Here is a 23,507-nt window from a genome sequence, read left to right on the forward strand (position 1 = left end):
CAAGAGGCCGCCTCGGGCAGCTCCGAAACGACCTCTGACCTGCTACTTCGCAAGTCAGGACGACAGGATTTGAACCTGCGCCCCTTGACCCCAAGTTGGGCGGTCGATGAGCGGCGTGCGACGAGTCGTTCTTCGCGGTCAGTGTTCAGCGTACTCGGCCGAGTGGTCTCGTCGGGTGCGGTCGGCGAAACGTGCCTTCTGCAGGTCCGCCACCGATTTGCAGGTCCGCCACCGATTCGAAGACCCAGAACACCGCCCACAGCGCGATCGCCGCGACACTCACCACATCGAGGCCGGCCGGGCGCACGGTGGCGAGCGCGGCCGGGACCGCGAGCACAGCGATGGAGACCGTCAGCCGGCTCATCCAGTCCGAGATCGGCGAACCCGACGACATCGACGCCCCGACCCTCGCCCACGCCGTCGTCCGGGTCGCCGAGTCCTTCTATTACCGCGAGCTCCTCACCGGGCAGCCCACCGACATCAGCGCCGCCACCACCATCATCCGCAGACTCCTGCGCTGACCGGCCGACCTGACGCTCGACCACGTGTGCGCTGTCAAGGCCAGGCCGGATAGGGACGGACCGGAAGTGCCCGCCACCTGTGGCTCGGTGGCAGGACCATGAAGCCATGGACCGTCCTCTCCTCCCGTTGTCCGTGTCCATGAGGGCTGTAAGACTTTCGGCTCTGGCCCGTATCGGTGGTGACACCAGGTAGCCGCCCTTGGCCATGATCTTGTGATGGATGTCAACTCCCTTGTCAGCACGGTGTTGCGCCCGAAGGAAACGACCCTGCTGGAGCAGATCGCCGCGGCCTGCCCGGCGATGACCGCACTCGCCAATCTCATAGGCGGCTTCGCCGCCCTGCTGAAACCGGGCGAGGACAACGACGTGAGACGCACCGAGTGGATCACGGCCGCCCGTGCCGTCGACCTGCCCCACCTGCGCAGCTTCACCAACGGCCTCAAAATTGACCGGCCCGCCGTGAACGCCGACCTCACCTGGCTCGACAACAACGGCCGCACCGAAGGCGTCAACACCCGCATCAGAGGATCATGAGACAAATGCACGGACGCGCCGGATTCGACCTTCTCCGCCACCGCATCCTCCTGCCCTGACAGCCACCCGATGTCACCACCGACGGGCCAGAGCCGTTCGTTCGACAGACCCGTTACGGGGCGATTGGTGTGCACGGTCGGGCTATGAACAGGGGCGGCGACTGGCCGCAATGGCCGATGTCACCGCCGTTTCTTCGCCGCCAACGACCAGACGGCCCTCGGGGTACTGCGTGCCCTCCGCGAGGCGGGCCGCGACGTGCCGGACGACGTCAGCCTGGTCGGCTACGGCAACATCCCCGAGGCCGAATACGTATGGCCTCCGTCGACCACGGTGCGGCAGGACTTCGGCGAGGCCGGGCGTCGCGCGCTGGAACTCCTTGTCGCCCAGATCGAGGGCGAGCCGAGAACAGGAACCTTGGTCGCGCGGGAGCCCGAACTGGTTGTACGGGGCAGCAGCGGCCCTCCTCCCTGACTGCGGAGTCGGAACGAGCGGATCTTCCGGGACTACCTGCACACCCATCCCGGGGCGCGACCCGATACACGCAGCTCAAGCAGCGATCGTCACCGCTGGTACGGAACCGGCCGGCGAACCTTTCCAGCCAGAGCAGCAGCAACTACTCAAACCGGCTCCACGCGGCGGCCGCCATTCGGCGTCGGCCGTGGCTCGGCGGTGTCTTTTGCCCATGCGGGGCATAGCCACACCCTCATTTCGGCGGGCCGGAGATCGTAGGCCGACCCGCCTCCATCATCTCGGCGGCCCGGGCCATCGTCTCCCGCAGCCACATGTGCGCCGCGTCGTGCATGTGGACCGGATGCCACCACAAGGCCTGCTGGACCGGCACGGCGTCATAGGGCGGTTCCATGATGCGGACGTGTGCGAGTCCGTCCAGCTCGTCGGCGAGACGCCGCTGAAGGAGAGCTACCCGGCGGGTGCCCGCGACCAGGAGTGGCATCAGCTGGAAACTGTCGACGGAGACAGCCACGCGCGGCTCGATGCCGAGCGTGGCGATCTGGCGGGCGGCGGGGGCGTCGTAGGCTCGTTGGTACGTCACCCATGGCAGTCGGGCCAGGTCGTCGAGGGTGAGCTGCTCGCCGACCTCGGGGTTGTCGTCGGCGACGAGGAAGACCCAGCTGTCCTGGTAGAGCTCGACCGTGGGGAAGCCGCGAATGATGCCGTGGGGGAGCAGTAGCCCGTCGACGGTGCTGAGCAGCGACCCGGTGCTGTCGATGATTTCGTTCGGCACCTGTTTGAACCTGAGCCGGATGCCTGGTGCCTCGGCTTGGACGGTGCGGGCGAGTTCGGTGCCGAAGACGGCAACCGCATAGTCCGAGGCGATCAGCGTGAACTCATGTTCCTCGCGGGAGGGGTTGAATTCCGCCTGACTGGCGAAGACGCGCTCCAGCAGGTCGCATGCGGTGGTGGTCCGGTCGAGGAGGGCCTGCCCGAGGGCGGTCAGTTCGTACCCTCCGCCCACCCGGGCGAGTAGGTCGTCGTCGAAGTGGCGGCGCAGCCGGGCCAGGGCCGCGCTCATCGCGGGTTGACTGAGCCCGATGCACTGGCCGGCCCTGGTGACGTTGCGCTCCTGCAGGAGGGCGCGCAGGGCGACGACGAGGTTGAGGTCCAGGCTGGCCAAGTTCACGAAGCATCCCAATTCCGGAGCCGGGCACCATCGGTATTCGCCGGCTGGATTCTCATATACAGGAAATCGATTTCCCTGATTGCAATCTACTGGGCCAGATTAGTGGCACCGCAATCGGGAGGAAATCTCCGTGACATCCGCAGCCACGTCGGCACCATTCACCCCCTTCTCCGGACCGTTCGCCATCGGCACCCTTTCGGCACCGGGCGAGACGAGGTTCCCGAGCCTCGTGACGCCGGACGGCCGAGCGCTCGACCTGCGCACGGCACTGGACGAACCCGCGTTGACCACGCTCGCGCTCCTGGAGCGCTGGGACGAGGAGCTGCCGCGGCTGTACACCCTCGCCGGGGACCCGACACGCGACTGGCGGCCGCTGGCGGAGATGACGGTGCACGCGCCCGTCGAGCCCCGGCAGATCTTCCAGTCCGGCGCCAACTACCGGCAGCACGTGATCGACCTGGCGGTCGCACACCGCGCCCCGGACGACCCGCGCACCGTCGAAGAAGCCCGCGCTGAGACCGCGGCGGTCATGGACAAGCGGGCCGCCGAGGACCTCCCGTACGTCTTCATCGGCCTACCGACCACGATCAGCGGTCCCTACGACGACGTGGTGCTGCCCGCCTGGGCCCAGAAGCCCGACTGGGAACTGGAGGTGGCCGCGGTGATCTCCCGCCCCGCCTACCGGGTCACCGTGGAAGAGGCGCTGGAGTACGTCGCGGGCTACACCATCGCCAACGACCTGACCGACCGCGCGACCGTCTTCCGCCGGGACATGCCCCCGATCGGCACCGACTGGCTGCGCAGCAAGAACGTCCCCGGCTTCACCCCGCTCGGCCCGTGGATCGTCCCGGCCGGCTCCATCGCCGACCCGTCCGACCTGCAGGTCACCCTGAAACTCAACGGCGAGACCATGCAGGACGAGTCCACCAAGGACATGATCTTCGGCCTCGCACGGCTGGTCTCGTACATCTCCCAGACCGCCCGACTGCTCCCCGGCGACCTGGTTCTGACCGGCAGCCCGGCCGGCAACGGCATCCACTGGGGCCGGCTGCTGCGCGACGGCGACGTGATGGACGGCTCGGTCACCGGGCTCGGCGCCCAGCGCACCCGCTGTGTCGCGGAGAAAGAGCAATGAGCCCCGCCCATATCGACCACACCGATCCCGAGGCGGAGATTGCCGAGGCGGCGAAGGCGTACTCGAACTGGGGCCGCTGGGGCGAGGACGACGTGCTCGGCACGCTCAACTTCCTCGACGAGGCCAAGCGCCGCGAGGGTGCGGCCCTGATCCGCGACGGCGTCAGCTTCTCCTTGTCACAGGCCTTCGACATGGACGGCCCGCAGAAAGGCTGGCGGCGGCGTACGAACCCGGTGCACACGATGCTCGCCACCGGCACCGACGCCGCTCTGGGCGGCCAGGGCTTTCCGCACGGTTTCGGTGGCGCCGACGACGTGATCGCCATGCCCTTGCAGTGCTCCACCCAGTGGGACGGGCTAGGGCACATCTTCGACCACGGCACGGCGTGGAACGGCCGCCCGGCGGAGAAGGTCGTCACCTCCGAAGGCGATCTGGTCACCGGCATCGAGCACATGGCTCCGCACGTCGCCGGGCGGGGCGTCCTCCTCGACGTGGGCCTGGTCATCGGCCAGGACGGCGAACTGCCCGACGGCTTCGCCATCACCGAGGAGCACCTGACCGCGACCGCCGAGGCGCATGGTGTGAGCGTCGGTCGTGGCGACCTGGTCCTCGTGCGCACCGGGCGGCTGGCCCGCGCCCGTCACGAAGGCTGGGGCGACTACGCGGGCGGGCCGGCGCCGGGGCTGAGCTTCAGCACGGCCGGCTGGCTGCACCGCAGCGAGATCGCCGGGATCGCCACCGACACCTGGGGCTTCGAGGTGCGGCCCAACGAGTTCGACCACGCCTTCCAGCCGCTGCACCAGGTCGCCATCCCTCATATCGGTCTGCTCATCGGTGAGATGTGGGACCTCGACGCCCTCGCCACACATTGCGCCGCCGACGGCCGGTACGAGTTCTGGCTCACCGCCGCGCCACTGCCCATCACCGGTTCCGTCGGCTCACCGGTGAATCCCATCGCCGTCAAGTAACGCCCTGGACGGCCGGACGAGCCACGCCCGGACGGCTACGCCACCCTCGCCCGCCCGGCCTGCAAGACCCCCTCTGCCGCTCGAAGTCGCGCGGCACCATCTCAGGGAGAACCCATGAACGACCCCCGTCCCCGCACCGTCCTCGTCATAGGCGGCGGCGCGTCCGGCAACACCGTGACCGTGCTGCTGCGGCGGGCGGGCATCGCCGTGGAACTGATCGAGGCCAAACCCGACTGGAACGTGCTCGGCTCCGGCATCACCCTCCAGGGCAACGCGCTGCGCGTGCTGCGCGAAGTAGGCGTATGGGACAAGGTCCGGGAGAGCGGCTGCGCCGTCGACGCCGTCGGCCTGGCCGCGCCCGACGGGACCGTGTTCCATGTCCAGCAGGACGTCCGCACCGGTGGGGACGACCTGCCCCCGATCTTCGGCATGCAGCGGCCCCGGCTCCAGGAGATCCTGTGTGAGGCCGTTCGCGAGAGCGGCGCGACGGTACGCCTGGGCACCACCGCCGAGGAACTGGTCCAGGACGCCTCCGGCGTCACCGCCCGGTTCAGCGACGGCACCGAGGGCCGCTACGACCTGGTCATCGCCGCCGACGGCATCGGCTCCCGCACGCGCGCGATGATCGGCATCAGCGACACACCCGAACCGACCGGCATGGCCATCTGGCGCGTCCCCGTGCCCCGCCCCGAGGGCGTGGAGCGCATGAACCTGTCCTACGGCGGACCGTGCTACATCGCCGGCTACTGCCCCACCAGCAAGAACACCATCTACGCCTACCTCGTCGAGGCCATCCGCGACCGCGCCTGCATCGACCCGGCCTCGTACGCGGACGAGATGCGGCGGCTGGCCGCGCCCTACGGGGGTGCGTGGCCGGAGATCGCCGCGAGCATCACCGACCCCGCCGAGGTCAACTACACCTGGTTCGACCGGCTGCTCGTCGAGGGTTCCTGGCACCGCGGCCGGGTCGTCGTGATCGGTGACGCGGCCCACGTCTGTCCCCCCACGATCGCCCAGGGCGCGGCCATGTCGCTGGAGGACGCCTTGGTACTGGCCGAGATGCTGAGCGAGGAGCAGGACTGGAGTTCCCTCGACGCCCTGCTGACCGGCTTCTACGAACGCCGGATCGACCGTGTCCGCATGGTGGTCGAAGCATCCGTGCAACTCGGTCAGTGGCAGATGGACGGCGCCCGTGACGCCGACGCACCCGGGCTGATGAGCCGCACGATGTCCGCCCTGCAGGAGACCCCGTGAACTCCGTGAACCCCGTGAGTTCCCAGAACAGCGCACCCACGATCGACGTCCACGCGCACGTCCTGCTCCCTCAGGTCGAGGACGCCGTCGCCGGACACCCCGGGCTGGCGGCGGCCCGCGATCTCGACGCCCGCCGCAACGGCCCCGAGGCCATGGCCGTCAGCGGCCCGATGTTCCGGGACCGCTTCCCGAGGCTGACCGACGTCAAGGCCCGGCTCGCCGCGATGGACGCCTCCGGGGTCGACGTCCAGCTGGTCTCGCCCTCTCCCTCGCATTACCACTACTGGGCCGACGAGGACCTGGCCCGTACGGTGTGGGAGCTGGCCAACGAGGGCACCGCCGCGCACGTCGCCCAGGCCCCGCAACGGCTGCACGGCCTCGGCCTCGTCCCGCTCCAGCACCCGGCCCTCGCCGTCGAAGCCCTCGAACACGCCCTCGGCCTGGGCCTGCGCGGTGTCGAGATCTCGAGCCACGCGCCGGGACGCGAACTGTCCGACCCCGCATACGAACCGCTGTGGACACGGGCCGAGGAAACCGGCGCGATCCTCTTCCTGCACCCCTTCGGCTGCACGCTCGACGAGCGCCTCAACCGGTGGTACCTGTCCAACACCGTCGGCCAACCGACCGAGAACGCCGTCGCCCTGTCCCATCTGATCTTCTCCGGAGTCCTGGACCGGCACCTGGGGCTGCGCATCATCGCCGCCCACGGCGGCGGCTATCTGCCCACCCACATCGGCCGCTCCGACCACGCCTGGCTCGCCCGCACCGACACCCGCTGCTGCGCGCACCCGCCCAGCAGCTACCTCAAGCAGCTGTACTTCGACTCCCTCGTCCACGACCCGGACGTCCTGCGCGAGCTGATCCGGGTGGCCGGCCCCGACCGAGTCCTGCTCGGCTCCGACTTCCCCTTCGACATGGGCACCGACGACCCGCTCGGCGCGCTGCGCGACGTCACCGACCTGCCCGCCCCCCACTTCCACGCCGTACGCGGCGGCAACGCGGCAGCGCTGCTCCGCCTTGTCAGAACCGTCTGAACCGTCTGAACCGCACAGAGGAGAACCCCCACCATGAGCACACGTCTGCTCACCCACCTGCGGCACGTCGACCTGGCCGTGCCGGACTACGACAAGCAGCTCGACTTCTACGCCGGCGTCTGGGGCCTGACCAAGGTCGCCGAGGACTCCGGCATCTCCTTCCTGGCCGCCGAGGGCTCCCCCGAGCAGTACATCGTCCGGCTCCGCAAGGCCGAGGAGAAGCGCCTCGACCTCATCTCCTACGGCGCCGCGAACCCCGCCGACGTGGACACGCTTGCCGAGCAACTCCTCGCGGGTGGAGTGCAGTTGATCTCCCAGCCGGGCAAGATCGACACCCCCGGCGGCGGCTACGGCTTCCGCTTCTTCGACATCGACGGACGCACCATCGAGGTCTCGGCCGACGTCGAGGCGCGCCGGCACCGTCGTATCGAGGAGAAGGAGTCCGTCCCGGTCCGTCTCTCGCACGTCGTCCTGAACTCCCCTGACATCAACGCCACCCGCGCCTGGTACGAGCAGCACCTCGACTTCCGGCTGTCCGACACGATGACCATGCCGCACATGGGCGAGGTCATGCACTTCATGCGGATCAGCAACCAGCACCACTCCATGGCCATCGCCAGCGGCCCGCACACCTCCCTGCAACACCTCTCCTTCGAGATGCGCGGCATCGACGAGTACATGCGCGGCTCCGGCCGCGTGATGCGCTCCGGCGCCCGCAAGATCTGGGGCCCGGGGCGGCACATGGCGGGCGACAACACCTTCACGTACTTCCTCGACCCGCACGGCAACACCGTGGAGTACACCACCGAGCTCGAAAAGCTGGACGAGGACACCTGGCACCCCCACATCTACGACCTGACCAAGCCCGAGAACGTCGACCAGTGGGGCACGTCCAACCCGATGAACGAGATGGTCGCCAAGGAAATGCTCAACGACGTCGACCGCGGCGTCTTCGTCGCTCCGCCGGTCTGACCCCCATGACCCCGGGGGCCCGGCGCACTCCCCCGCCGCGCCAGGCCGCCGAGCCCCCGGCCTGTATCAACCCACCCAGCTCCCTAGGAATGCCATGCGCTTCGCCACGTACGAACAGCACGGCCGCAGCCGTCTCGCCACCGTCGAGGACGACGGCGCCCTCTACCCCTGCCCCGGCACGGGAACGCTGCTCGACCTGATCCAGGCCGGTCCCGAGGCACTGCGCGAGGCAGGCAACGCCAGCCTGGACGTGCCGCGTGGCCCGCACGTCTCCCAGGTGCGACTGCTGCCGCCGCTCCAACCGCCGTCCGTACGCGACTTCATCACGTTCGAGGAGCACGTCGAGGGCGTACGGCGAAACATCGACGGAGTCCCGGGCGCCCCGGACGCCTGGTACGACGCGCCCACCTTCTACTTCACCAACCCCTACGCGGTCATCGGCGCTCACGAGGACGTCCCCGTGCCGCCCGGCAGCCAGGCAATGGACTTCGAACTCGAAGTCGCCGCGGTCATCGGCCGCGAAGGCCGGGACCTCACCCCCGAGCAGGCCCGCGACCACATCATCGGCTACACCATCTACAACGACTGGTCCGCACGCGACCTCCAGTCCCGCGAGATGCAGGTCAGCCTCGGCCCCTGCAAGGGCAAGGACACCGCCACCACCCTCGGTCCGTACCTCGTCACCGCGGACGAGCTGGAGCCCTACCGCGACAGCGACGGGTTCCTGCGCCTGGCGCTGACCGCCGAGATCAACGGCGAGGTCGTCGGCAAGGACCTGCTGTCCAACATGAGCTGGACCTTCGAGGAGATGATCGCCTACGCCTCCCGCGGCACCTGGGTACGCCCCGGCGACGTACTCGGCTCCGGCACCTGCGGCAACGGCGGCTGCCTCGCCGAACTTTGGGGCGTACGCGGCCGCCAGGACCCGCCGCCGCTGAAGCCCGGCGACACCGTCACCCTCACCGTCGAGGGCATCGGCACCGTCTCCAACACCGTGGTACCCGGTGCCGCACCGGTGGCCGTCCCTCGCGCCCGTACGCGCCCGCGAGCGCGCCCGTGAACCGCGCGGCGGAGAGCAGGCCGGCCGACAAGGTCGTCGTCACCGGGACCGCGCGCGGCAGGGCACGGGGGAGGCTCCGGCCCGGGCGGGAGTGACCGTGACCGCCACCGATGCGACACAGGCACCCGGCCAACTGAGTCATCCCCTGAATGATCGGCGCCGAGGGCCAGGCGCGGCGGCCTGCTCGCCGACGACCACCCTGCTCCACGCCATCGGCTGCCACATCCCACTCCGCCGGGCCGACCCCCTGACGAGCTGCTCGACGCCGCCGCCCTCCTCGCCTCCGGCGAGGCCTCGTACCTCACCGGCGCCAGTCTCGTCGCCGTCGGCGACTGGTCGACGGTGCTGCCCGGCTCCCCCGTTTGACCCCGGCCGAACTCCGGCTGAAAGGACCCGCACGTGAACAAGGTCAGCGCGAGCGCCGCCGAGGCGGTGGCCGACATCTCCGACGGGGCCTCGCTCGCCGTTGGCGGCTTCGGCCTGTCCGGCATACCGGCCGCCCTCATCGACGCCCTGCACGCCCAAGGCGCCACCGGCCTGAAGGTCGTCTCCAACAACTGCGGCGTAGACGGCCAGGGACTCGGCCTCCTGCTCGCCGACGGCCGCATCAGCCGCGTGACCGGCAGTTACGTCGGCGAGAACAAGGAGTTCGCCCGCCAGTACCTCAGCGGCGAGCTGGAGGTCGAACTCGTACCGCAAGGCACCCTGGCCGAGCGGCTACGGGCCGGCGGGGCCGGCATCCCGGCCTTCTACACACCGGCAGGCGTGGGCACACAGGTCGCAGACGGCGGCCTGCCCTGGCGTTACGCGGCGGACGGCAGCATCGCCCTCGCCTCCCCCGCAAAGGAGAAGCGCTCCTTCGGCGGCCGCGCGCATGTCCTCGAACACGGCATCACCACCGACTACGCGCTCGTCCGCGCCTGGCGCGGCGATACTCACGGCAACCTGGTCTTCAACAAGGCCGCCGCCAACTTCAACCCGCTGGCCGCCATGGCCGGCCGCATCACGATCGCCGAGGTCGAGAAGCTCGTAGAACCCGGCGAGCTGCCCCCCGAGGCGATCCATCTGCCCGGCGTCTTCGTCCAGCGGGTCCTCGCCCTCACGCCCGCGCAAGCCGCCGACAAACCGATCGAACGGCGCACGATTTCCGCGCCCCAGGCACGAGAGACGGTGCACAGCTGATGCCCTGGACCCGCGACCAGATGGCCGCCCGCGCCGCCGCCGAACTCACCGACGGCTCCTACGTCAACCTCGGCATCGGCCTGCCCACCCTCGTCCCGGGCCACCTCCCGCCGGGAGTCCACGTCGTCCTCCACTCCGAGAACGGCATCCTCGGCACCGGGCCCTACCCCAGTGAACGCGACGTCGACCCCGACCTCATCAACGCCGGCAAGGAAACCGTCACCGTACTCCCGGGAGCAGCCTTCTTCGACTCCGCCCTGTCCTTCGGAATGATCCGCGGCGGCCACATCGACACCGCCGTGCTCGGTGCCATGCAGGTCTCCGCGACCGGCGACCTCGCCAACTGGATGATCCCCGGAAAGATGATCAAGGGCATGGGCGGTGCCATGGACCTCGTCCACGGCGCCCGCCGCGTCATCGTCCTCATGGATCACACCGCCAAGGACGGCAGCCCCAAGATCCTCGACGAGTGCACCCTGCCCCTCACGGGCCAGGCCTGCGTCCACCGCGTCATCACCGACCTGGGCGTCATCGACGTCACCGACAATGGCTTGGTCCTGGTCGAAACCGCGCCCGGCGTCACCCCCGACGACATCACCGCCGCCACCGCCGCGAAACTGCACATCGCCGCCTGAGGCGCGACGACCGCCACCTCGTCCACATATGCCCAGGACGAGGTCCGGCACATCCACCCTCCAGACCCCGGCACGCCCGGAACCGCACCCACCAGGGCAGTTCGCCGACTTCACCGATGCCAAGGGCATCGACCGGAATCGGCCGGCTCGTCGATGGAACGAACTGATCAGAGCGACCCGCAAGTTACCGAAGCCGCAAACCGAGGCTGGGAAAGCCAGGACCCGCTCGACGAGCACGGGCTACGCGCACACCGCGGGCTCCCTGGCCGGGCACCGAGCCTGGTACGGGAGAAGCCCGCCCTCACCCTCTACCAGGTCAACGACGACCAAGACCGAGGAGCCCACCATGAAGAAGCTTCCCGCCAAACGCGGCCGCGTCGCCGTCATCGGCGCAGGGCCCGGTGGCATGGCCGCCGCACTCTCCGTCCATCAGGCCGGCCACGAGGTCGTGCTGTTCGAGCGCTACCCGCACGCCAGACCCGCCGGCAACATCCTCAACCTGTGGCCGCCACCCATCAAGGCACTCGGGCTGCTCGGCGTGAACACCGAGGACCTGGGCGCGCCCTGTACGGCCGAGTTCCGCAACGCCCGCGGCCGCCGCCGGGTCCGCGCGGCCCTTCCGGAGCAGGTTGTCCGCGACTACGGCAGCGGCTTCATCGGCCTGCTGCGCCCCGAGCTGTACGAGCGGCTGCTCGACGCGCTGCCCAAGGGGGTCCTGCAGGTCAACCACACGGTGGAGCGCGTCGAGCAGGACGACAGCGGTGTTCGACTGCACCTCGCGGACGGTCGAGTCCACGAGGCGGACCTCGTGATCGGCGCGGACGGCATCGATTCCCTGGTCCGCCGCACTCTGTGGGGCGACAGCCCCAAGCGCGAGCACAACCTGCACATCTTCGGCGGCTACACCTTCGACGAGAGCGTCGAGACCGAGCCCGGGATGTGCGTCCTCTCCCACACCCGCACGGTGCAGGGCAGCTGGACCGCCATCCGCGACAAGGGACGTGACGGCCACCAGTGGTGGATGCTCGAAGCGTTCGACGCAAGCCGGGAATTCACCGGGGACCTGCACTCGACCGCGGCCAGCCTCGGCCAGGCCTTCGCCCGTCCGCTCCCCCAACTGATCGCCGCGACCGACCCCGCGCACGTTCAGCACTGGGTGATCCGCGACCGCAAGCCGCTGAAGCAGTGGTCCAAGGGCCGCGCCACTCTCGTCGGCGACGCCGCGCACCCCACCTCCCCGTACGCGGGGTACGGCGCCGGTATGGCCACCGAGGACGGCTACTTCATCGGCCGCCACCTGGCCGGGGTGGACCTGAGCGACTACGCCGCTGTCCGCCAGGCACTCGACGCCTTCGAAGCCCCCCGCAAGCCGCACACCGCCCGGCAGTCCCAGCAGGCCTATGTCCTCGGGCAGGTCTTCCATCACGCGCCGCGCGCTCTGCAACCGATCCGGGACGCGATCCTGGACCGCACCCCACTGATGCAGAAGGCGGTCGGTGACTCCACCCCCAGTTCGATCCTCAGTCAGCTCGGTGAGATCGACCGGGTCGAAGCCCGCTTCACCGCACTCCTCGGCCTCGGCGAGGCGCACGGCACCACTCCGTGACCTCGTGGCTGGGACCGCGCCCGGCGGGGCGGGCGCGGTCCCAGAACAGCAAGCCGCCCGGCGCACGCCCCTGCACTAGCGTTCATCAGGAAGGATCCGCTCGTAGGTGGCCGAGCGCGGACTCAGGTTCGCCGCCGAGGAATCGTCCCGGGAATGGGATTACCACCACGGCTACGACACAACCCGCGCCCGGTCCGCGACGTGAGTCGCGTCCGGGGCGCCGAGTCGTCCGGCCTCGGCGTATGTGGTGAACCGGTCACGGCAGATCACCTCGACGCCGGGGTGGCCGGCGAGCCAGGCGGCAACCGTCGCCGTGGTCCGGTCGGGCAGCAGATCGATGGGACGGTGCGTGTCGATGTCCACCAGGATCGTGCCGTAGTTCTGTCCCTTGCGCAGAGCGAACTCGTCCACCCCGAGTACCCGTGGCGTGTGCACTTCGGGCTCCGGCAGACGACGTATCAGCGGCAGGAGCGTCGACCGGCTCGCCGGACCGCGAACGCGTTCGCCAAGCGGGCGCCGGCCCGGCCAGCCAGCATCGCCCCTCACCTGTTGCAGCACCGTCTGCAGCCCGGAGCTTCGCCTCCCATGCCGGAAAGTGAGTCCGTCGACCTGCTCGACGAACATGGCCTGCCGGCAGTCGCGGTCACGGCAGCGGAACCGCCGGACCTGTAACTCGATCGACACGGGACGCCCGGCGACCGCAGTATCGGAAAAGCGGCGCACGTATCGGCTGTGCACCCGGCCCGACACCGTCCCGCAGGCGGGACGTGGGGCCCGCTCCGCCGATGCGCGGGCCCGCACGACCACCAACTCGCCAGGGCTGATGCGTTCTCAGCTGGCGAGATGGGAGCGGGCACGCGAACTGCTCGGCTGGCAGGCCGGGCTGTCCCTTCTCGCCCAAGCCGTCGACGACGCGCTGCGATGGGCATTGCACGAGAGAGCGTCCTGACGCCCTGGACGGAACCGGAGGGCCAACCGTCCGCGACTGCTGCGCGGTAGCCTGTCGAGCCGGAGACCGCTGCGCCGGACGAGCCGACCTACTTCTCCAGGCGGCCTTCTCTCCGCCCCCCGTCGCCACTAATCTTTCTGCCCGATCCGCTCTTCGATCTCAACACTCAACGTTTCTGCCGGCGCTGGAGCCGACGCCGACACGGACTTCGATTCCGTCCCGTCTGCGTCATCATGGACGACTCCTGGCGGCTGGGGCGGTGCCCGCGATGGGCGTCGTGTCCCGGACCGTCCCACCGTGCAGCGGAAGGTTCACTGTGACACCGCGGCACTGGTTTCGTCGTACCGCACGGGCGTTTCGCAGAACCGTACCGGCTCGGACGGGAACCGCCTCCTACCGTTCTGCCCTGCAGACTCCCGGCGCGGCGGCCTTCTTCCTGGCCGCAGCCCCTGCCCGGGTCGGGGTGGCCATGGCCGGCCTCGGTATCGTCTGGCTGGTCCATGCCGAGACCGGGTCCTTCGGGGTGGCTGGCCTGGTCACTGGCTCGTTCGCCGTGGCGGAGACCCTGGTGGGCCCGCAGCTGGCCCGTCTCATGGACCGTTTCGGACAGCCGCGTGTCCTTGTCCCCCTCCTGTGCGCCCACGCCGGAGCGATCGCCGCCCTGGTCGCGCTGGCCCTGACGGGGGCGCCCGCGGTGGCGCTGATGGCGGCCGGCCTGGCCGCCGGGGCGTCCCTCCCGCAATTCGGTTCGCTCTCCGCGGCCCGCTGGTCGGCCTTGCTGCACGGCAAGGCCGAACTCACCCCGGCCTTCGCACTGGAAACGATCAGCAACGATGTCGCCTTCCTCCTCGGTCCCGCCCTCGCGGTACTGACAGCAACCCAGTTGCACCCGGCCGCGGGAACGGTGCTGGCGGGGGCGCTCGTCGTCGTCGCCGGACTGGTCTTCGCGGCGCTGCGTCGTACGGCCCCGGCGCCCGCCGCAACGCCCGCCGCGGATCGTACGGACGCCCGGGGCCCGAGGGCTCTACTGACCTGGAACTTCGCCACACTGGTTGCGGTCAATGTGGCCCTGGGCGTCTTCTTCGGCTCGATGCAGGTCTCGGTGAGCGCCTTCGCCGACGCTCACCACACGGCCTCGGCAGCGGGGTTCCTGTACGGACTGATGAGCGCGGCAAGCCTGCTGGCCGGTGTGGCCTACGGGCGATACCGCCGGCACACCCCGCCCGCAGCCCAGCTTCCCGTGATCCTGACCTTTCTGGCCTGCGCATCGCTGCTGCCGCTCCTGGCCAGCACCCCCTGGCAGCTCGGCCTTGCCCTCCTGCTCCCCGGTGCGGGCATCGCTCCGTGCATCATCCTCTCCTCGACGCTTATTGAGTCGGTCATGGACCGGTCGGTTCTGACCCAGGCCTTCACCTGGACGCACTCCGCGAGCGCGGCGGGCGTCGCCGTCTCTGCCGCCGTGGTCGGCCGGCTCGTCGACGGTCCAGGCGGCGCACGAGCCGGTTTCACCGTCCCCCTCCTCGCCCTGACCGCAACGGCCGCCCTGACCTGGTCCAGCCGTCACGCGCTCACTACGGGTACTACGGCCTCCAGGCAGTCGCCGGCGGAGGCCGATTCGGCTGGCGCCGCCCTCCCGCTGACCGGCCATCACTTGGAATCCGATAGGGGAACGGGGTAGGGCTGATGGCTATCAGCAGGTGATCTTGAGGAGCGCAGTGGCGTAGTCGGGGCGTGAGCGGTAGTGGTCGGCTGCGGCAGCGATGTTGGTCCAGCCGGCCTGGCGCATGAGGCCGATGGCGAGGTTGCGCAGGGTAGCCATGGCTCGGGGCGCGCTGCCGGTGCGGATCTTGGAGGCGTCCTCGGTGTAGGTCATGTCTCGTACGTAGTGCAGGGTTTCCACGGACCAGTGGCCTTGAACGAGTTTGGCCAACTGTGCGGGGCCGGTCTGGTCGGGGGTGAGGCTGGTGACGGCGTAGACCGTCTTCGTCTGGACCTTGCCGGTCTTGGTGTTGACGCGGCGCCGCTTGATCTCGATGGCTTGGACGGCGTGGGGGAAGAGTGGTCCGGCTTGGACGGTGCACACTTTCAGCCGTCGTACCTCGCGTCGTCCGTGGCCGGTGGCGCAGATGCGGTCCAGCAGCGGCATCTGCTGCCAGGGCAGGCGGCGCAGTTGTCGGTGCAGCTTCTTCTGGTTGCCCTTGACGACCAGGAGGTAGTGCCCGCCCGCGGCTACGATCTTCGTCGCGGTCTTGCGCTGGGTGTGCATCGCGTCGGCGGTGACGACTATGCCGCGCAGGTCGAAGCGGGCCAGCAGCGGGGTGAACGCCGGGATCTCGTTGCTTTTGGCCGCCACCTGGCGCTGGGCGATGACGGTCTGACTGCCATGCAAGGCGGCGGCCGGCAGGTGGACCGCCCTTTTGCTGTCGGTGCGCGAGCCGCGCACCGCCTTGCCGTCCACCGCCGGCCCCGACCAGGGCTTCCTGCTCCTCGACGGGATCGACTGCGTGGCGGGCGAGCCACGTTCCGACGGCATCGTCCAGCCCGTCGCCGTCGATGCGGGCCAGCAGTCGCCCGAGCGTGGAAGCGTTGGGCGTGCCGCGGGCGAGGCCAAGTCCGGTACGGACCTCCGGATCGGCGTCCGCTGCGTCCCGGGCGATCTGGGCGAGGGAGCGGGCTCCGCCGAGCACCGCCGTCAGGCACAGGGCCAGCAGCACGCCGAGGCGGGAGCGGCGCCCGCGCACACGGCGGGGATCGGGCACGGCGGCCAGCGCCTCGGACAGCGAAGCCAACTCGCACGGCTCGATGGGCAGGCAGGCCCCAAGGACGACGAATCACCCCATCCCGCCAGTTGAGAACGCATCAGCCCTGACCAACTCGCCGTCGACCACTGCGTTTTCGATCACTACACCTTCGACCTGGTGGAACCACAGGTCCTGGAGGAACACATCACCCACGACCGTTCATGATCGCGCTTGTGGTGACCCGCCGTGGCCCCGGCACTGAAAGTGATCCAGAACCACTTTCGAACCGTCGCCGACACAGAGCTACTTCATTCCCGTGGTCGCGATTCCCTTGACGAGGTAGCGCTGGCCGACGAGGAAGACGATGAAGACCGGGATCAGCGTGATGACGGACATCGCGAACAGCGATCCCCATGAAGCCCCGCTGGTGGCGTCGACGTAGTTGCGCAGGGCCACGGGCGCCGTCTGCAGTTCGGGTCTGGTCAGGTAGATCAACTGGCTCATGAAGTCGTTCCACGTCCAGATGAAGGTGAAGATGGCGGTGGTGGCCAGGGCCGGCAACGAGATCGGCAGCAGGATGCGGAAGTAGATACGCCAGTACCCGGCTCCATCGATCTTGGCCGCCTCGTCCAGCTCGGTGGGCAGCCCCCGGAAGAACTGGACCATCAAGAAGATGAAGAAAGCGTCCGTGGCCAGGAACTTCGGAACGATCAGCGGGAGAAACGTGTTCACCCATCCGATCTCCGAGAACATCACGTACTGCGGAATGATGAGGACGTAGATCGGCACCATCAGGGTCAGCATCATCATGCCGAAGAAGAACGCCCGCCCGCGGAACTTCAGCCGCGCGAAGGCGTAGGCCGCCATGGAGCAGCTGACCAGGTTGCCCAGCAGTGCCCCCAGGACGACGATCGCCGAGTTCAGCAGGTACACCCCGAACGGGTGCGACAGCGCGTTCCAGCCGTCGGAGTAGTGGCCGAAGTCGGTCTCCGTAGGCAGCAGGGAGGGCTCACGGAAGATGAGAGCGTCCGGTTTGATCGAGCTGGCGATCATCCACAACAGCGGGTAGACCATCACGAGGCCGAAGGCGATCAGCACGACGTGCTTGAAGAGCGCGCGTATCCGAGCCACCCGCCTACGGCGCTGCGTGGCGGGAGCAGGCGCAGGAGTTGGAGCAGGCGAAGGAGTGTCTTCGGCCTTCAGGAGTGTCATCTCACTTACCGTCACCGTAGAACACCCATCTCTTGCTGAAGTAGAAATTGATTGCGGTCAGGGCACCGACGATCACCACGAGCAGCCACGCCATGGCCGAGGCGTATCCCATGTGGAGTCGGCCGAAGCCCTCCTCGTACAGGTACAGCGAGTAGAAGAGAGTCGAGTCCGAGGGACCTCCCGTCCCCCCGCTGACGACGAATGCCTGGGTGAAGGACTGGAAGGAGCTGATGACCTGCAGAACGAGGTTGAAGAAGATGATCGGGGTGAGCAGTGGCACGGTGACGTGCCGGAACTGGTTCCAGCGGCCGGCGCCGTCGAGGGCGGCTGCCTCGTAGTACTGCTCGGGGATCTGCCGCAGACCGGCCAGGAAGATCACCATCGAAGAGCCGAAGGTCCACACGTGCAGGACGACGAGGCTGTACAGCGCGGTGTCCGGGTTGGAGATCCAGCCGGGCCCGTGGATGCCGAACAGTCCGAGGAACTTGTTCACCAGGCCGTCGGTGCCGAAGACCTGTCGCCACAGGATGCCCACCGCGACCGAGGCACCGAGGAGCGACGGCAGATAGTAGACGGACCGGTAGAACGCCAGTCCCCTGATGCCCCGGTTGAGGATCATCGCCAGGGCGAGGGCGACCGCCAGCAGCAACGGCACGCTCAGGGCGACGTAGGCGAAGGTCACGCTCAGGGATGTGCGCAATCGGGGGTCGTCGAGCATCTTGCTGTAGTTCTCGAAGCCCACCCACTCGGGAGAGCTCAGCAGGTTGTAGTCCGTCATCGAGAAGTACAGCGAGGCGATCATCGGGCCGAGCGTGACGCCGGCCATGCCGACGAACCACGGCAGAAGGAAGACCCATGCGGTCCGTTCTTCTTTTCTGGCCGCCTGGCTGAGGGGGCTGCGGAGCACAGTCATCGTCCTCGGGTTCTTGGATCGGGTGCGGGGTTCAGGAGTCGTTCGACGACGGCTCGGCGTGCTGCGATGCGGACAGCGGACAGCGCACGACGGCGACGTCCGCCGCGTCGAGGACGAGCGTCTGCCCGGCCTCCAGGCGGCGGCCGGTGATCAGGTCGGTGCCGGAGCGGTCGAGGGTGACGGTCGCCTTGTCCTGCCGGTGGTTCAGCAGGAACAGGTACACATTCGTGTCCGTCCGTCGCTCGGTGACCTCGACGCCTCGTGGTGCGGCGTGCACCGGTCGCACCCCGGCACGATCCAGGACGTGCCGCACCAGGGCCTCGAGGGCGTCGTCGTCCAGACGTGTGCCGACGTACACGGCGCGGCCCTGGCCCAGTTCGTGCTCGACCACCGCGGCTTTGCCGGCGAGATGCCCCTTGCGGTAGACGGCGAGCGGTCGGGCGGTCTCCGTTTCGAGGTCGTCCTGCCACAGGGAAGCGGTCGCGAGGAAACCGGTGAGGGCGGTCTGTTCGGCTGCCGCCTGGACCGGCACCGCGGCCTCGGCGGGCAGCGGAGAGAACTCCTGCACGTGCGCGCCGATGACCTCGCGCAGGGCCCCCGGATATCCGCCTTCGACGATCCGGTCGTCCTCGTCGACGATCCCGGAGAAGTACGAGACGACGAGCTGGCCGCCGTCCTCCACGAACCTGTGTACAGCCGCACTGTGTTGACGTGTCATCAGGTACTGGTTGGGGATGACCAGGACGCGGTAGGGCGAGAGGTCGTCGTCGAGGGTGACGACGTCGACGGCGACCTGGCTGTTCCACAGGGCCCGGTAGTGCCGGGCAACGGTCTCCCGGTAGTCGAAGGCGTTGTCCGGGTGGGCGCAGCCTTCCACGGCCCACCAGTTCTGCCAGTCCCAGACGATCGCGACCTGGGCGCTGGTGCGCGCTGTGGCGATCTCGTCGATGGCCCGCAGTTCGTTGCCGAGGGCTTTGACCTCCTGCCAGGTCCGGGTCTTCTCACCGCCGTGCGGGAGCATCGCCGAGTGGAACTTCTCCTGCCCCTGGCGTGAGGCCCGCCACTGGAAGAACATCACCGCGTCGGAGCCGTGCGCGACGGCCTGGTAGGAGCCCAGGCGCATCCGGCCCGGCTGTTTGACCTGGTTGGTCTTCCACTGGCTGACCGCGCCGGCCGCCTGTTCCATCAGCATCCAGGGCTGCCCGTCGCGCAGAGTGCGCATCAGGTCGTACTGGAAGGCGGCGACGGACATCGAGTGCGGCTTGCCGGGGTCGGGGTAGCAGTCGAAGGCGACGACGTCGAGTTCCTTCGCCCACCGGTGGCTGTCGGTCAGCCGGCACCCGAAGAAGTTGGTGGTCGCCGGCACATCGGGGGTGATCTGGTGGAGCAGGTCGCGCTCCTGCGTGACCAGTTCCAGCAGGAGGCCGGAGGTGAAGCGGGAGAAGTCCAGTTCACGGGTGGGATTGACCCAGCCGCGCACGGGTCGGGGCAGGTGCACCTGGGACCAGTCGCTGTAGCGCTGGCTCCAGAACTCGGTGCCCCACCGGTGGTTGAGTTCGTCCAGCGTGCCGTACCGCTGCCGCAGCCACCCACGGAAGCGGTCGTCGCACAGGTCACAGAAGCAGTCGGAGTGGTACTCGTTGCCGATGTGCCACATGGCCAGTGCCGGATGGCTCCCGTACCGCTCGGCCAGCTTGGTGGCGATGCGCCGGCTGCGGTCCCGGTAGACCGGGGAGGAGGGGCAGAAGTGTCCTCGACTGCCGATGCCGTGCCGCACTCCCTGCCGGTCCACCGACAGGATCTCGGGGAAATCCGTGGCGAGCCACGGAGGCGGCGCGGCGTTCGGCGTCGCGAGGTTGACATGGATGCCGTTCGCCCACAGCAGGTCCATGATTTCGTCGAGCCATGAGAAGTCGAACTCGCCGTCGGCCGGCTCCAGCATGGCCCAGGAGAAGACGCCCAGGCTCACGAGCCGCACGCCCGCGGCTCGCATGAGCCGGACGTCCTCCTGCCACACCTCCCGCGGCCACTGCTCCGGGTTGTAGTCCCCGCCGTAGACGACTCCCGGCAGTCGACTGCGAAAGGTGTTCATGCGCGGATCGTTCGTGCGCGGATCGGGCACAGCGGGGATTCCTTCCGGAAGCGTTCCTACATGTGGCAGCTCAGAGCTGGGACTTGATCTCGGAGATGAACTTCTTGGCCGCCGCCTTCGGCGACAGACGGTCGAACAGCACGTCCTCGTTGAGGCGCTGGAAGATCTCCGGGACAGCGGGACCGGCCTCCGCGTTGGGGAGGTGCACCGCGGTCGGCTTCAGGGCGTTGGCACGGCGCAGGTAGCCGGCGATCCGCTTCTCCGCGGGGGACAACTCGGGGGTGATCGCCTTGAGCACGTCGGGGTTGACGGGAACACCGCGGTCGAACTTCCCGATCTTGCCCGCCTCGGGGGAGTTGACCAGGAAGTCGAGCAGCTGCGCGGCCTCCTTGGGGTGTTCCGTCCGCGCCGAGGCCCCGTAGAAGACGCCGGGCTTGGTGTAGGCGCCGACCTGGGCGGCACCGTCCTCGCCGGGGAAGAGCAGCAGCTTGGTCTCGCGCTCACTGGCGGTCTCCAGCGCGCCGAGCTGGGTGACGGACATCTCGGTCATGGCCGCCTTGTGCTGGGCGACCAGGTTCTGCTCGATACCGGCTCCTGAGGCCAGGGCCTCGACCGCTGCCTCGGGGCTGGTCGTGCCACCGCTGTCACGCAGCTTGACGACCCACTCCCAGTAGTCGGCCATGGTCTTCTCGGTGAAACCTATTTCGCTGCCGTCCTCGGTCCAGTAGTCCTCACCGTGCTGCCGCAGCCAAGGGAGCACCATGTTGGGGTAGAGAGGCATCACACTGCCGACCAGCTTCGACTTCGACTCGGCGATGGCGGTGGCGGTCTTCACGTAGTCGTCCCACGACCACTTGGTGTCGTCCGGAATGGGCACACCGGCCTTCTTGAACGCCGCCGGATCCACGGCGACGCCGAACGCGCTGTCGCCGGCCGGGACGCCGTAGAGGCCGCCCTTCACGGTCGTCATCGACATCGAGTTCGGGGGCAGCTTGTCGGTGTTCAGCACGTCCTTGACCTTCTTCAGGTCCATGAGCTGCCCGTTGTCGACGTACGAGTACATGAACGGGTCCGTGATCTGCAGGACGTCGGGCATGTCACCGGCCGCGGCGCTGGTCGACAGCTTCTTCCAGTAGTCGTCCCAGTTGGAGTACTCGACCTGGACGCTGATGTTCGGGTGCTCCTTCTCGAACAACGCGATCATCTGCTTGGTCTGCTCGTGCCGGACGTCCGACCCCCACCAGTTGAACCGGATGACGGTCTTGCCGCCGTCGTTGCCGGAGGAGTCCGCGGCGCAGCCCGCGGACAGGACGAGGGCGAAGACCGAACAGGTCAGCCCGACCGCACGGAGTCGGGAGCGTCTGCTCGGACGGGACGAGTGGTTCATGGTGGGGCTCCTCTGCTGCCATCACTGGGCGGTGTGCCCAGACGGGGGAAACGTCGTCTCAGGAAGCCGGCGTAGGACGCCGGCTGTCTCGCCGCGTGGCGGCCAACTGCACAACTCGGCTGCTTTGCGGGCCGCGAAAGTTACTTGCGATCCGGCTGCCTGCCGCAGGCCAGGCTCGTCGGGATCCCGGGTGGGCCGCAGCGGCTCTGACAGGGGTTTTGTGAACGTACGCTGGAGCCTTGGTTCGGTGTGCCGAGCTGATCCGCGGGGTTGACCGCGAGCGTCGCGCCGAGTTGAGGGCTGTGCGCGTCAGCAATAGTGAACGTTCACGCGGCGAGCGTAGTAACCGGCCACATCTCGGTCAAGAGGTCTCTACATAACGCTTGGGTACTTAGTGCGACTTCACCGGTTCCGGACCGGTACGGAAGCGGAACGCCACCGCGCGCGAACATGCCGGGTCAGCGTGTTCCGCACGGTGCGGACGGGGGTTCGGGCGCGTATGTCCGCCCGGACGCCCGTTGCACGACGGCCGGTTGGTGGGGCCGACGGGCTACATGGTGTGGTTCGTCCTCGCCGGTCCGGACGACTCGCGCAGCACGAGGCGGCAGTCGAGGTCCAGATTCAGCTCCGGCTCGGTCTCCTCGCGGATGCGGGCGAGCAGGGCCCGCATGGCCCGCCGGCCCAGGGCCTCGCGGTCGAGATCCACGGTGGAGATGGACGGGTTGAAGTACGCGGTGAACTCCTGGTTGTCCCAGCCGAAGACGCTCACGTCCTCCGGGACGCGCCACCCGCGGTCCTGGAAGCCACGGATGACGCCCATGGCGACGTCGTCGTTGGCGGCGAGGACCGCGGTGACACCGGAGTCCGCCGACAGGCCCTGGGCCGCGTCGTATCCGGACCGCACGGACCAGTCACCGTCGATGACGGCGTAGTTCTCCAGGCCCCGTTCGGCGACTGTCCGCAGATAGACCTCGCGGCGCTTGCGTGCCGACATCCAGTCCGTGCTGCCGGCGACATGGACGAAACGCCGATGGCCCAGGGAGACGAGGTGATCGATGATCATGGCGGCCGGCTCGCCGTCAGCCGTGATCCCATGGGACCGCATCTGGTCGTCGTACTCACCTATGACGACGGTCGGAGTATGGTCCAGCCCCAGCTTCTCCAGGTCGCCGATGGGGGTGAAGGTCAGTACGCCTTCGGCCTGACCGGAGTCGAGCAGGGCGCGGACGCGGTCGCCCCTGACCCGTTCGTCGCCTTCCAGGCCGACGATGTCCAGCAGGTAACCGGCCGCCTGTGCCTCGGCGGAGGCTCCCCGCAGGATCTGCGAGGGCACGAAGGTCGTCATGGCCGGCAGGACCACGGTGACGCGGTTCGACTTGCGGGTGCGCATCGACCGCGCCACCAGGTTGGGCCGGTAGTCCAGCTCGGCCACGGCCTGTTCTATGCGGGCCACCGTCTGCGGCTTCATGCCACCGTTGCCCCGCAGGAAGCGTGAGACGGTCTGATGCGACACCCCCGCGTGCGCCGCGACGTCGAGGATGGTGGGACGCTTTCTGGACGGCGGCTTCGGCCGTTTCACGTCCCGCTCCGCTCTCTCCGGTCCCGTGTCCGCGTCCACCGTGCCGCCCCCCGCCGCATCTCCACGCCCCGCACGACCATCGGTACTGTACTGC

22 protein-coding genes and 2 pseudogenes are annotated in these 23,507 nt (G+C 68.8%); 14 read left to right on the top strand and 10 right to left on the bottom strand.

The features are described from left to right. Window positions 1-145: 145 nt before the first annotated feature. The gene (locus ACP4J3_RS31050; protein WP_426539401.1) at window positions 146-364 is read right to left on the bottom strand and encodes a hypothetical protein; all 219 of its coding nucleotides are present in this window, start codon (window positions 362-364) and stop codon (window positions 146-148) included. On the opposite strand from ACP4J3_RS31050, the gene ACP4J3_RS31055 reads away from it, so the two are divergent. The 3 genes and pseudogenes from ACP4J3_RS31055 (at window position 342) to ACP4J3_RS31065 (ending at window position 1,526) form a co-directional block, all read left to right on the top strand. Beyond that, window positions 342-521 (top strand): QsdR family transcriptional regulator, encoded by a 180-nt coding sequence (locus tag ACP4J3_RS31055; RefSeq protein ID WP_426539402.1) that lies wholly within the window; start codon window positions 342-344, stop codon window positions 519-521. The genes ACP4J3_RS31050 and ACP4J3_RS31055 overlap by 23 nt on opposite strands. A 255-nt stretch (window positions 522-776) precedes the next feature. Continuing rightward, window positions 777-1,114 (top strand): annotated as a pseudogene (locus ACP4J3_RS31060) (ISL3 family transposase); the annotation flags it as partial. 166 nt (window positions 1,115-1,280) lie between these two features. Continuing rightward, window positions 1,281-1,526, top strand: a complete 246-nt coding sequence (locus tag ACP4J3_RS31065) for a substrate-binding domain-containing protein (protein WP_426539538.1) — start codon at window positions 1,281-1,283, stop codon at window positions 1,524-1,526. 232 nt (window positions 1,527-1,758) lie between these two features. Here ACP4J3_RS31065 and ACP4J3_RS31070 read toward each other — a convergent pair whose 3' ends face one another. Next, the gene (locus ACP4J3_RS31070; protein ID WP_426539403.1) at window positions 1,759-2,694 is read right to left on the bottom strand and encodes a LysR family transcriptional regulator; all 936 of its coding nucleotides are present in this window, start codon (window positions 2,692-2,694) and stop codon (window positions 1,759-1,761) included. A gap of 130 nt (window positions 2,695-2,824) precedes the next feature. Here ACP4J3_RS31070 and ACP4J3_RS31075 point away from each other — a divergent pair, with 130 nt between their 5' ends. From ACP4J3_RS31075 to ACP4J3_RS31115, 9 genes are all read left to right on the top strand, one after another. Then, complete coding sequence (locus tag ACP4J3_RS31075) at window positions 2,825-3,829, top strand: fumarylacetoacetate hydrolase family protein (RefSeq protein ID WP_426539404.1); 1,005 nt, start codon at window positions 2,825-2,827, stop codon at window positions 3,827-3,829. Then, a complete protein-coding gene (locus ACP4J3_RS31080) occupies window positions 3,826-4,797 on the top strand; it encodes a cyclase family protein (RefSeq protein ID WP_426539406.1) in 972 nt (323 codons plus the stop codon). Before ACP4J3_RS31075 ends, ACP4J3_RS31080 begins: the two co-directional genes overlap by 4 nt. Before the next feature lie 114 nt (window positions 4,798-4,911). After that, entirely contained in the window at window positions 4,912-6,051 is a 1,140-nt protein-coding gene (locus ACP4J3_RS31085) for an FAD-dependent oxidoreductase (RefSeq protein ID WP_426539407.1), read from the top strand. Then, complete coding sequence (locus ACP4J3_RS31090) at window positions 6,048-7,085, top strand: amidohydrolase family protein (RefSeq protein WP_426539409.1); 1,038 nt, start codon at window positions 6,048-6,050, stop codon at window positions 7,083-7,085. The genes ACP4J3_RS31085 and ACP4J3_RS31090 overlap by 4 nt, the downstream gene beginning before the upstream one ends. 33 nt (window positions 7,086-7,118) lie before the next feature. Further along, window positions 7,119-8,057: a VOC family protein gene (locus tag ACP4J3_RS31095; RefSeq protein WP_426539410.1), complete on the top strand. Its 939-nt coding sequence runs from the start codon at window positions 7,119-7,121 to the stop codon at window positions 8,055-8,057. Between the two features lie 94 nt (window positions 8,058-8,151). Beyond that, the gene (locus ACP4J3_RS31100; protein ID WP_426539412.1) at window positions 8,152-9,117 is read left to right on the top strand and encodes a fumarylacetoacetate hydrolase family protein; all 966 of its coding nucleotides are present in this window, start codon (window positions 8,152-8,154) and stop codon (window positions 9,115-9,117) included. Between the two features lie 399 nt (window positions 9,118-9,516). Next, window positions 9,517-10,299 carry a CoA transferase subunit A gene (locus ACP4J3_RS31105; protein ID WP_426539413.1) on the top strand — a complete coding sequence of 261 codons (783 nt, stop codon included), beginning with the start codon at window positions 9,517-9,519 and terminating at the stop codon, window positions 10,297-10,299. Next, a complete protein-coding gene (locus ACP4J3_RS31110) occupies window positions 10,299-10,934 on the top strand; it encodes a CoA transferase subunit B (protein ID WP_426539415.1) in 636 nt (211 codons plus the stop codon). The genes ACP4J3_RS31105 and ACP4J3_RS31110 overlap by 1 nt, the downstream gene beginning before the upstream one ends. A gap of 346 nt (window positions 10,935-11,280) precedes the next feature. After that, window positions 11,281-12,540, top strand: coding sequence for an FAD-dependent oxidoreductase (locus tag ACP4J3_RS31115; protein WP_426539416.1), 1,260 nt, complete (start codon window positions 11,281-11,283; stop codon window positions 12,538-12,540). Window positions 12,541-12,711: 171 nt separating this feature from the next. On the opposite strand, the gene ACP4J3_RS31120 is transcribed toward ACP4J3_RS31115, so the two are convergent. Beyond that, window positions 12,712-13,347: an ISL3 family transposase gene (locus tag ACP4J3_RS31120; RefSeq protein WP_426539540.1), complete on the bottom strand. Its 636-nt coding sequence runs from the start codon at window positions 13,345-13,347 to the stop codon at window positions 12,712-12,714. A 16-nt stretch (window positions 13,348-13,363) separates the two neighbouring features. Here ACP4J3_RS31120 and ACP4J3_RS31125 point away from each other — a divergent pair, with 16 nt between their 5' ends. Together ACP4J3_RS31125 and ACP4J3_RS31130 are read left to right on the top strand one after the other, a co-directional pair. Then, window positions 13,364-13,489, top strand: a complete 126-nt coding sequence (locus ACP4J3_RS31125; RefSeq protein WP_426539417.1) for a hypothetical protein — start codon at window positions 13,364-13,366, stop codon at window positions 13,487-13,489. Window positions 13,490-13,925: 436 nt separating this feature from the next. Continuing rightward, a complete protein-coding gene (locus tag ACP4J3_RS31130) occupies window positions 13,926-15,167 on the top strand; it encodes an MFS transporter (protein WP_426539541.1) in 1,242 nt (413 codons plus the stop codon). A gap of 12 nt (window positions 15,168-15,179) precedes the next feature. Here the strand turns inward: ACP4J3_RS31130 and ACP4J3_RS31135 are convergent, their stop codons facing one another. The 7 genes and pseudogenes from ACP4J3_RS31135 to ACP4J3_RS31165 all read right to left on the bottom strand — a co-directional run bounded on the left by ACP4J3_RS31135 (window position 15,180) and on the right by ACP4J3_RS31165 (window position 23,413). Then, on the bottom strand, window positions 15,180-15,947 hold the full coding sequence (locus tag ACP4J3_RS31135) for an ISAs1 family transposase (protein ID WP_426539418.1): 768 nt from the start codon (window positions 15,945-15,947) through the stop codon (window positions 15,180-15,182). Between the two features lie 115 nt (window positions 15,948-16,062). After that, window positions 16,063-16,248, bottom strand: a pseudogene (locus tag ACP4J3_RS31140) (transposase family protein); the annotation flags it as partial. Window positions 16,249-16,533: 285 nt separating this feature from the next. Then, window positions 16,534-17,361 carry a carbohydrate ABC transporter permease gene (locus ACP4J3_RS31145; RefSeq protein ID WP_426539419.1) on the bottom strand — a complete coding sequence of 276 codons (828 nt, stop codon included), beginning with the start codon at window positions 17,359-17,361 and terminating at the stop codon, window positions 16,534-16,536. 82 nt (window positions 17,362-17,443) lie between these two features. Further along, window positions 17,444-18,355 (bottom strand): carbohydrate ABC transporter permease, encoded by a 912-nt coding sequence (locus ACP4J3_RS31150; RefSeq protein ID WP_426539420.1) that lies wholly within the window; start codon window positions 18,353-18,355, stop codon window positions 17,444-17,446. A 31-nt stretch (window positions 18,356-18,386) separates the two neighbouring features. After that, entirely contained in the window at window positions 18,387-20,447 is a 2,061-nt protein-coding gene (locus ACP4J3_RS31155) for a beta-galactosidase (protein WP_426539421.1), read from the bottom strand. Window positions 20,448-20,517: 70 nt separating this feature from the next. Next, the gene (locus tag ACP4J3_RS31160) at window positions 20,518-21,834 is read right to left on the bottom strand and encodes an ABC transporter substrate-binding protein (RefSeq protein ID WP_426539422.1); all 1,317 of its coding nucleotides are present in this window, start codon (window positions 21,832-21,834) and stop codon (window positions 20,518-20,520) included. Window positions 21,835-22,384: 550 nt separating this feature from the next. Continuing rightward, window positions 22,385-23,413, bottom strand: coding sequence for a LacI family DNA-binding transcriptional regulator (locus ACP4J3_RS31165; RefSeq protein WP_426539423.1), 1,029 nt, complete (start codon window positions 23,411-23,413; stop codon window positions 22,385-22,387). Between the last annotated feature and the right edge of the window lie 94 nt (window positions 23,414-23,507).

Origin of the sequence: Streptomyces sp. UG1, from assembly GCF_049974585.1 — a bacterium.
Taxonomy (GTDB): Bacteria; Actinomycetota; Actinomycetes; order Streptomycetales; family Streptomycetaceae; genus Streptomyces.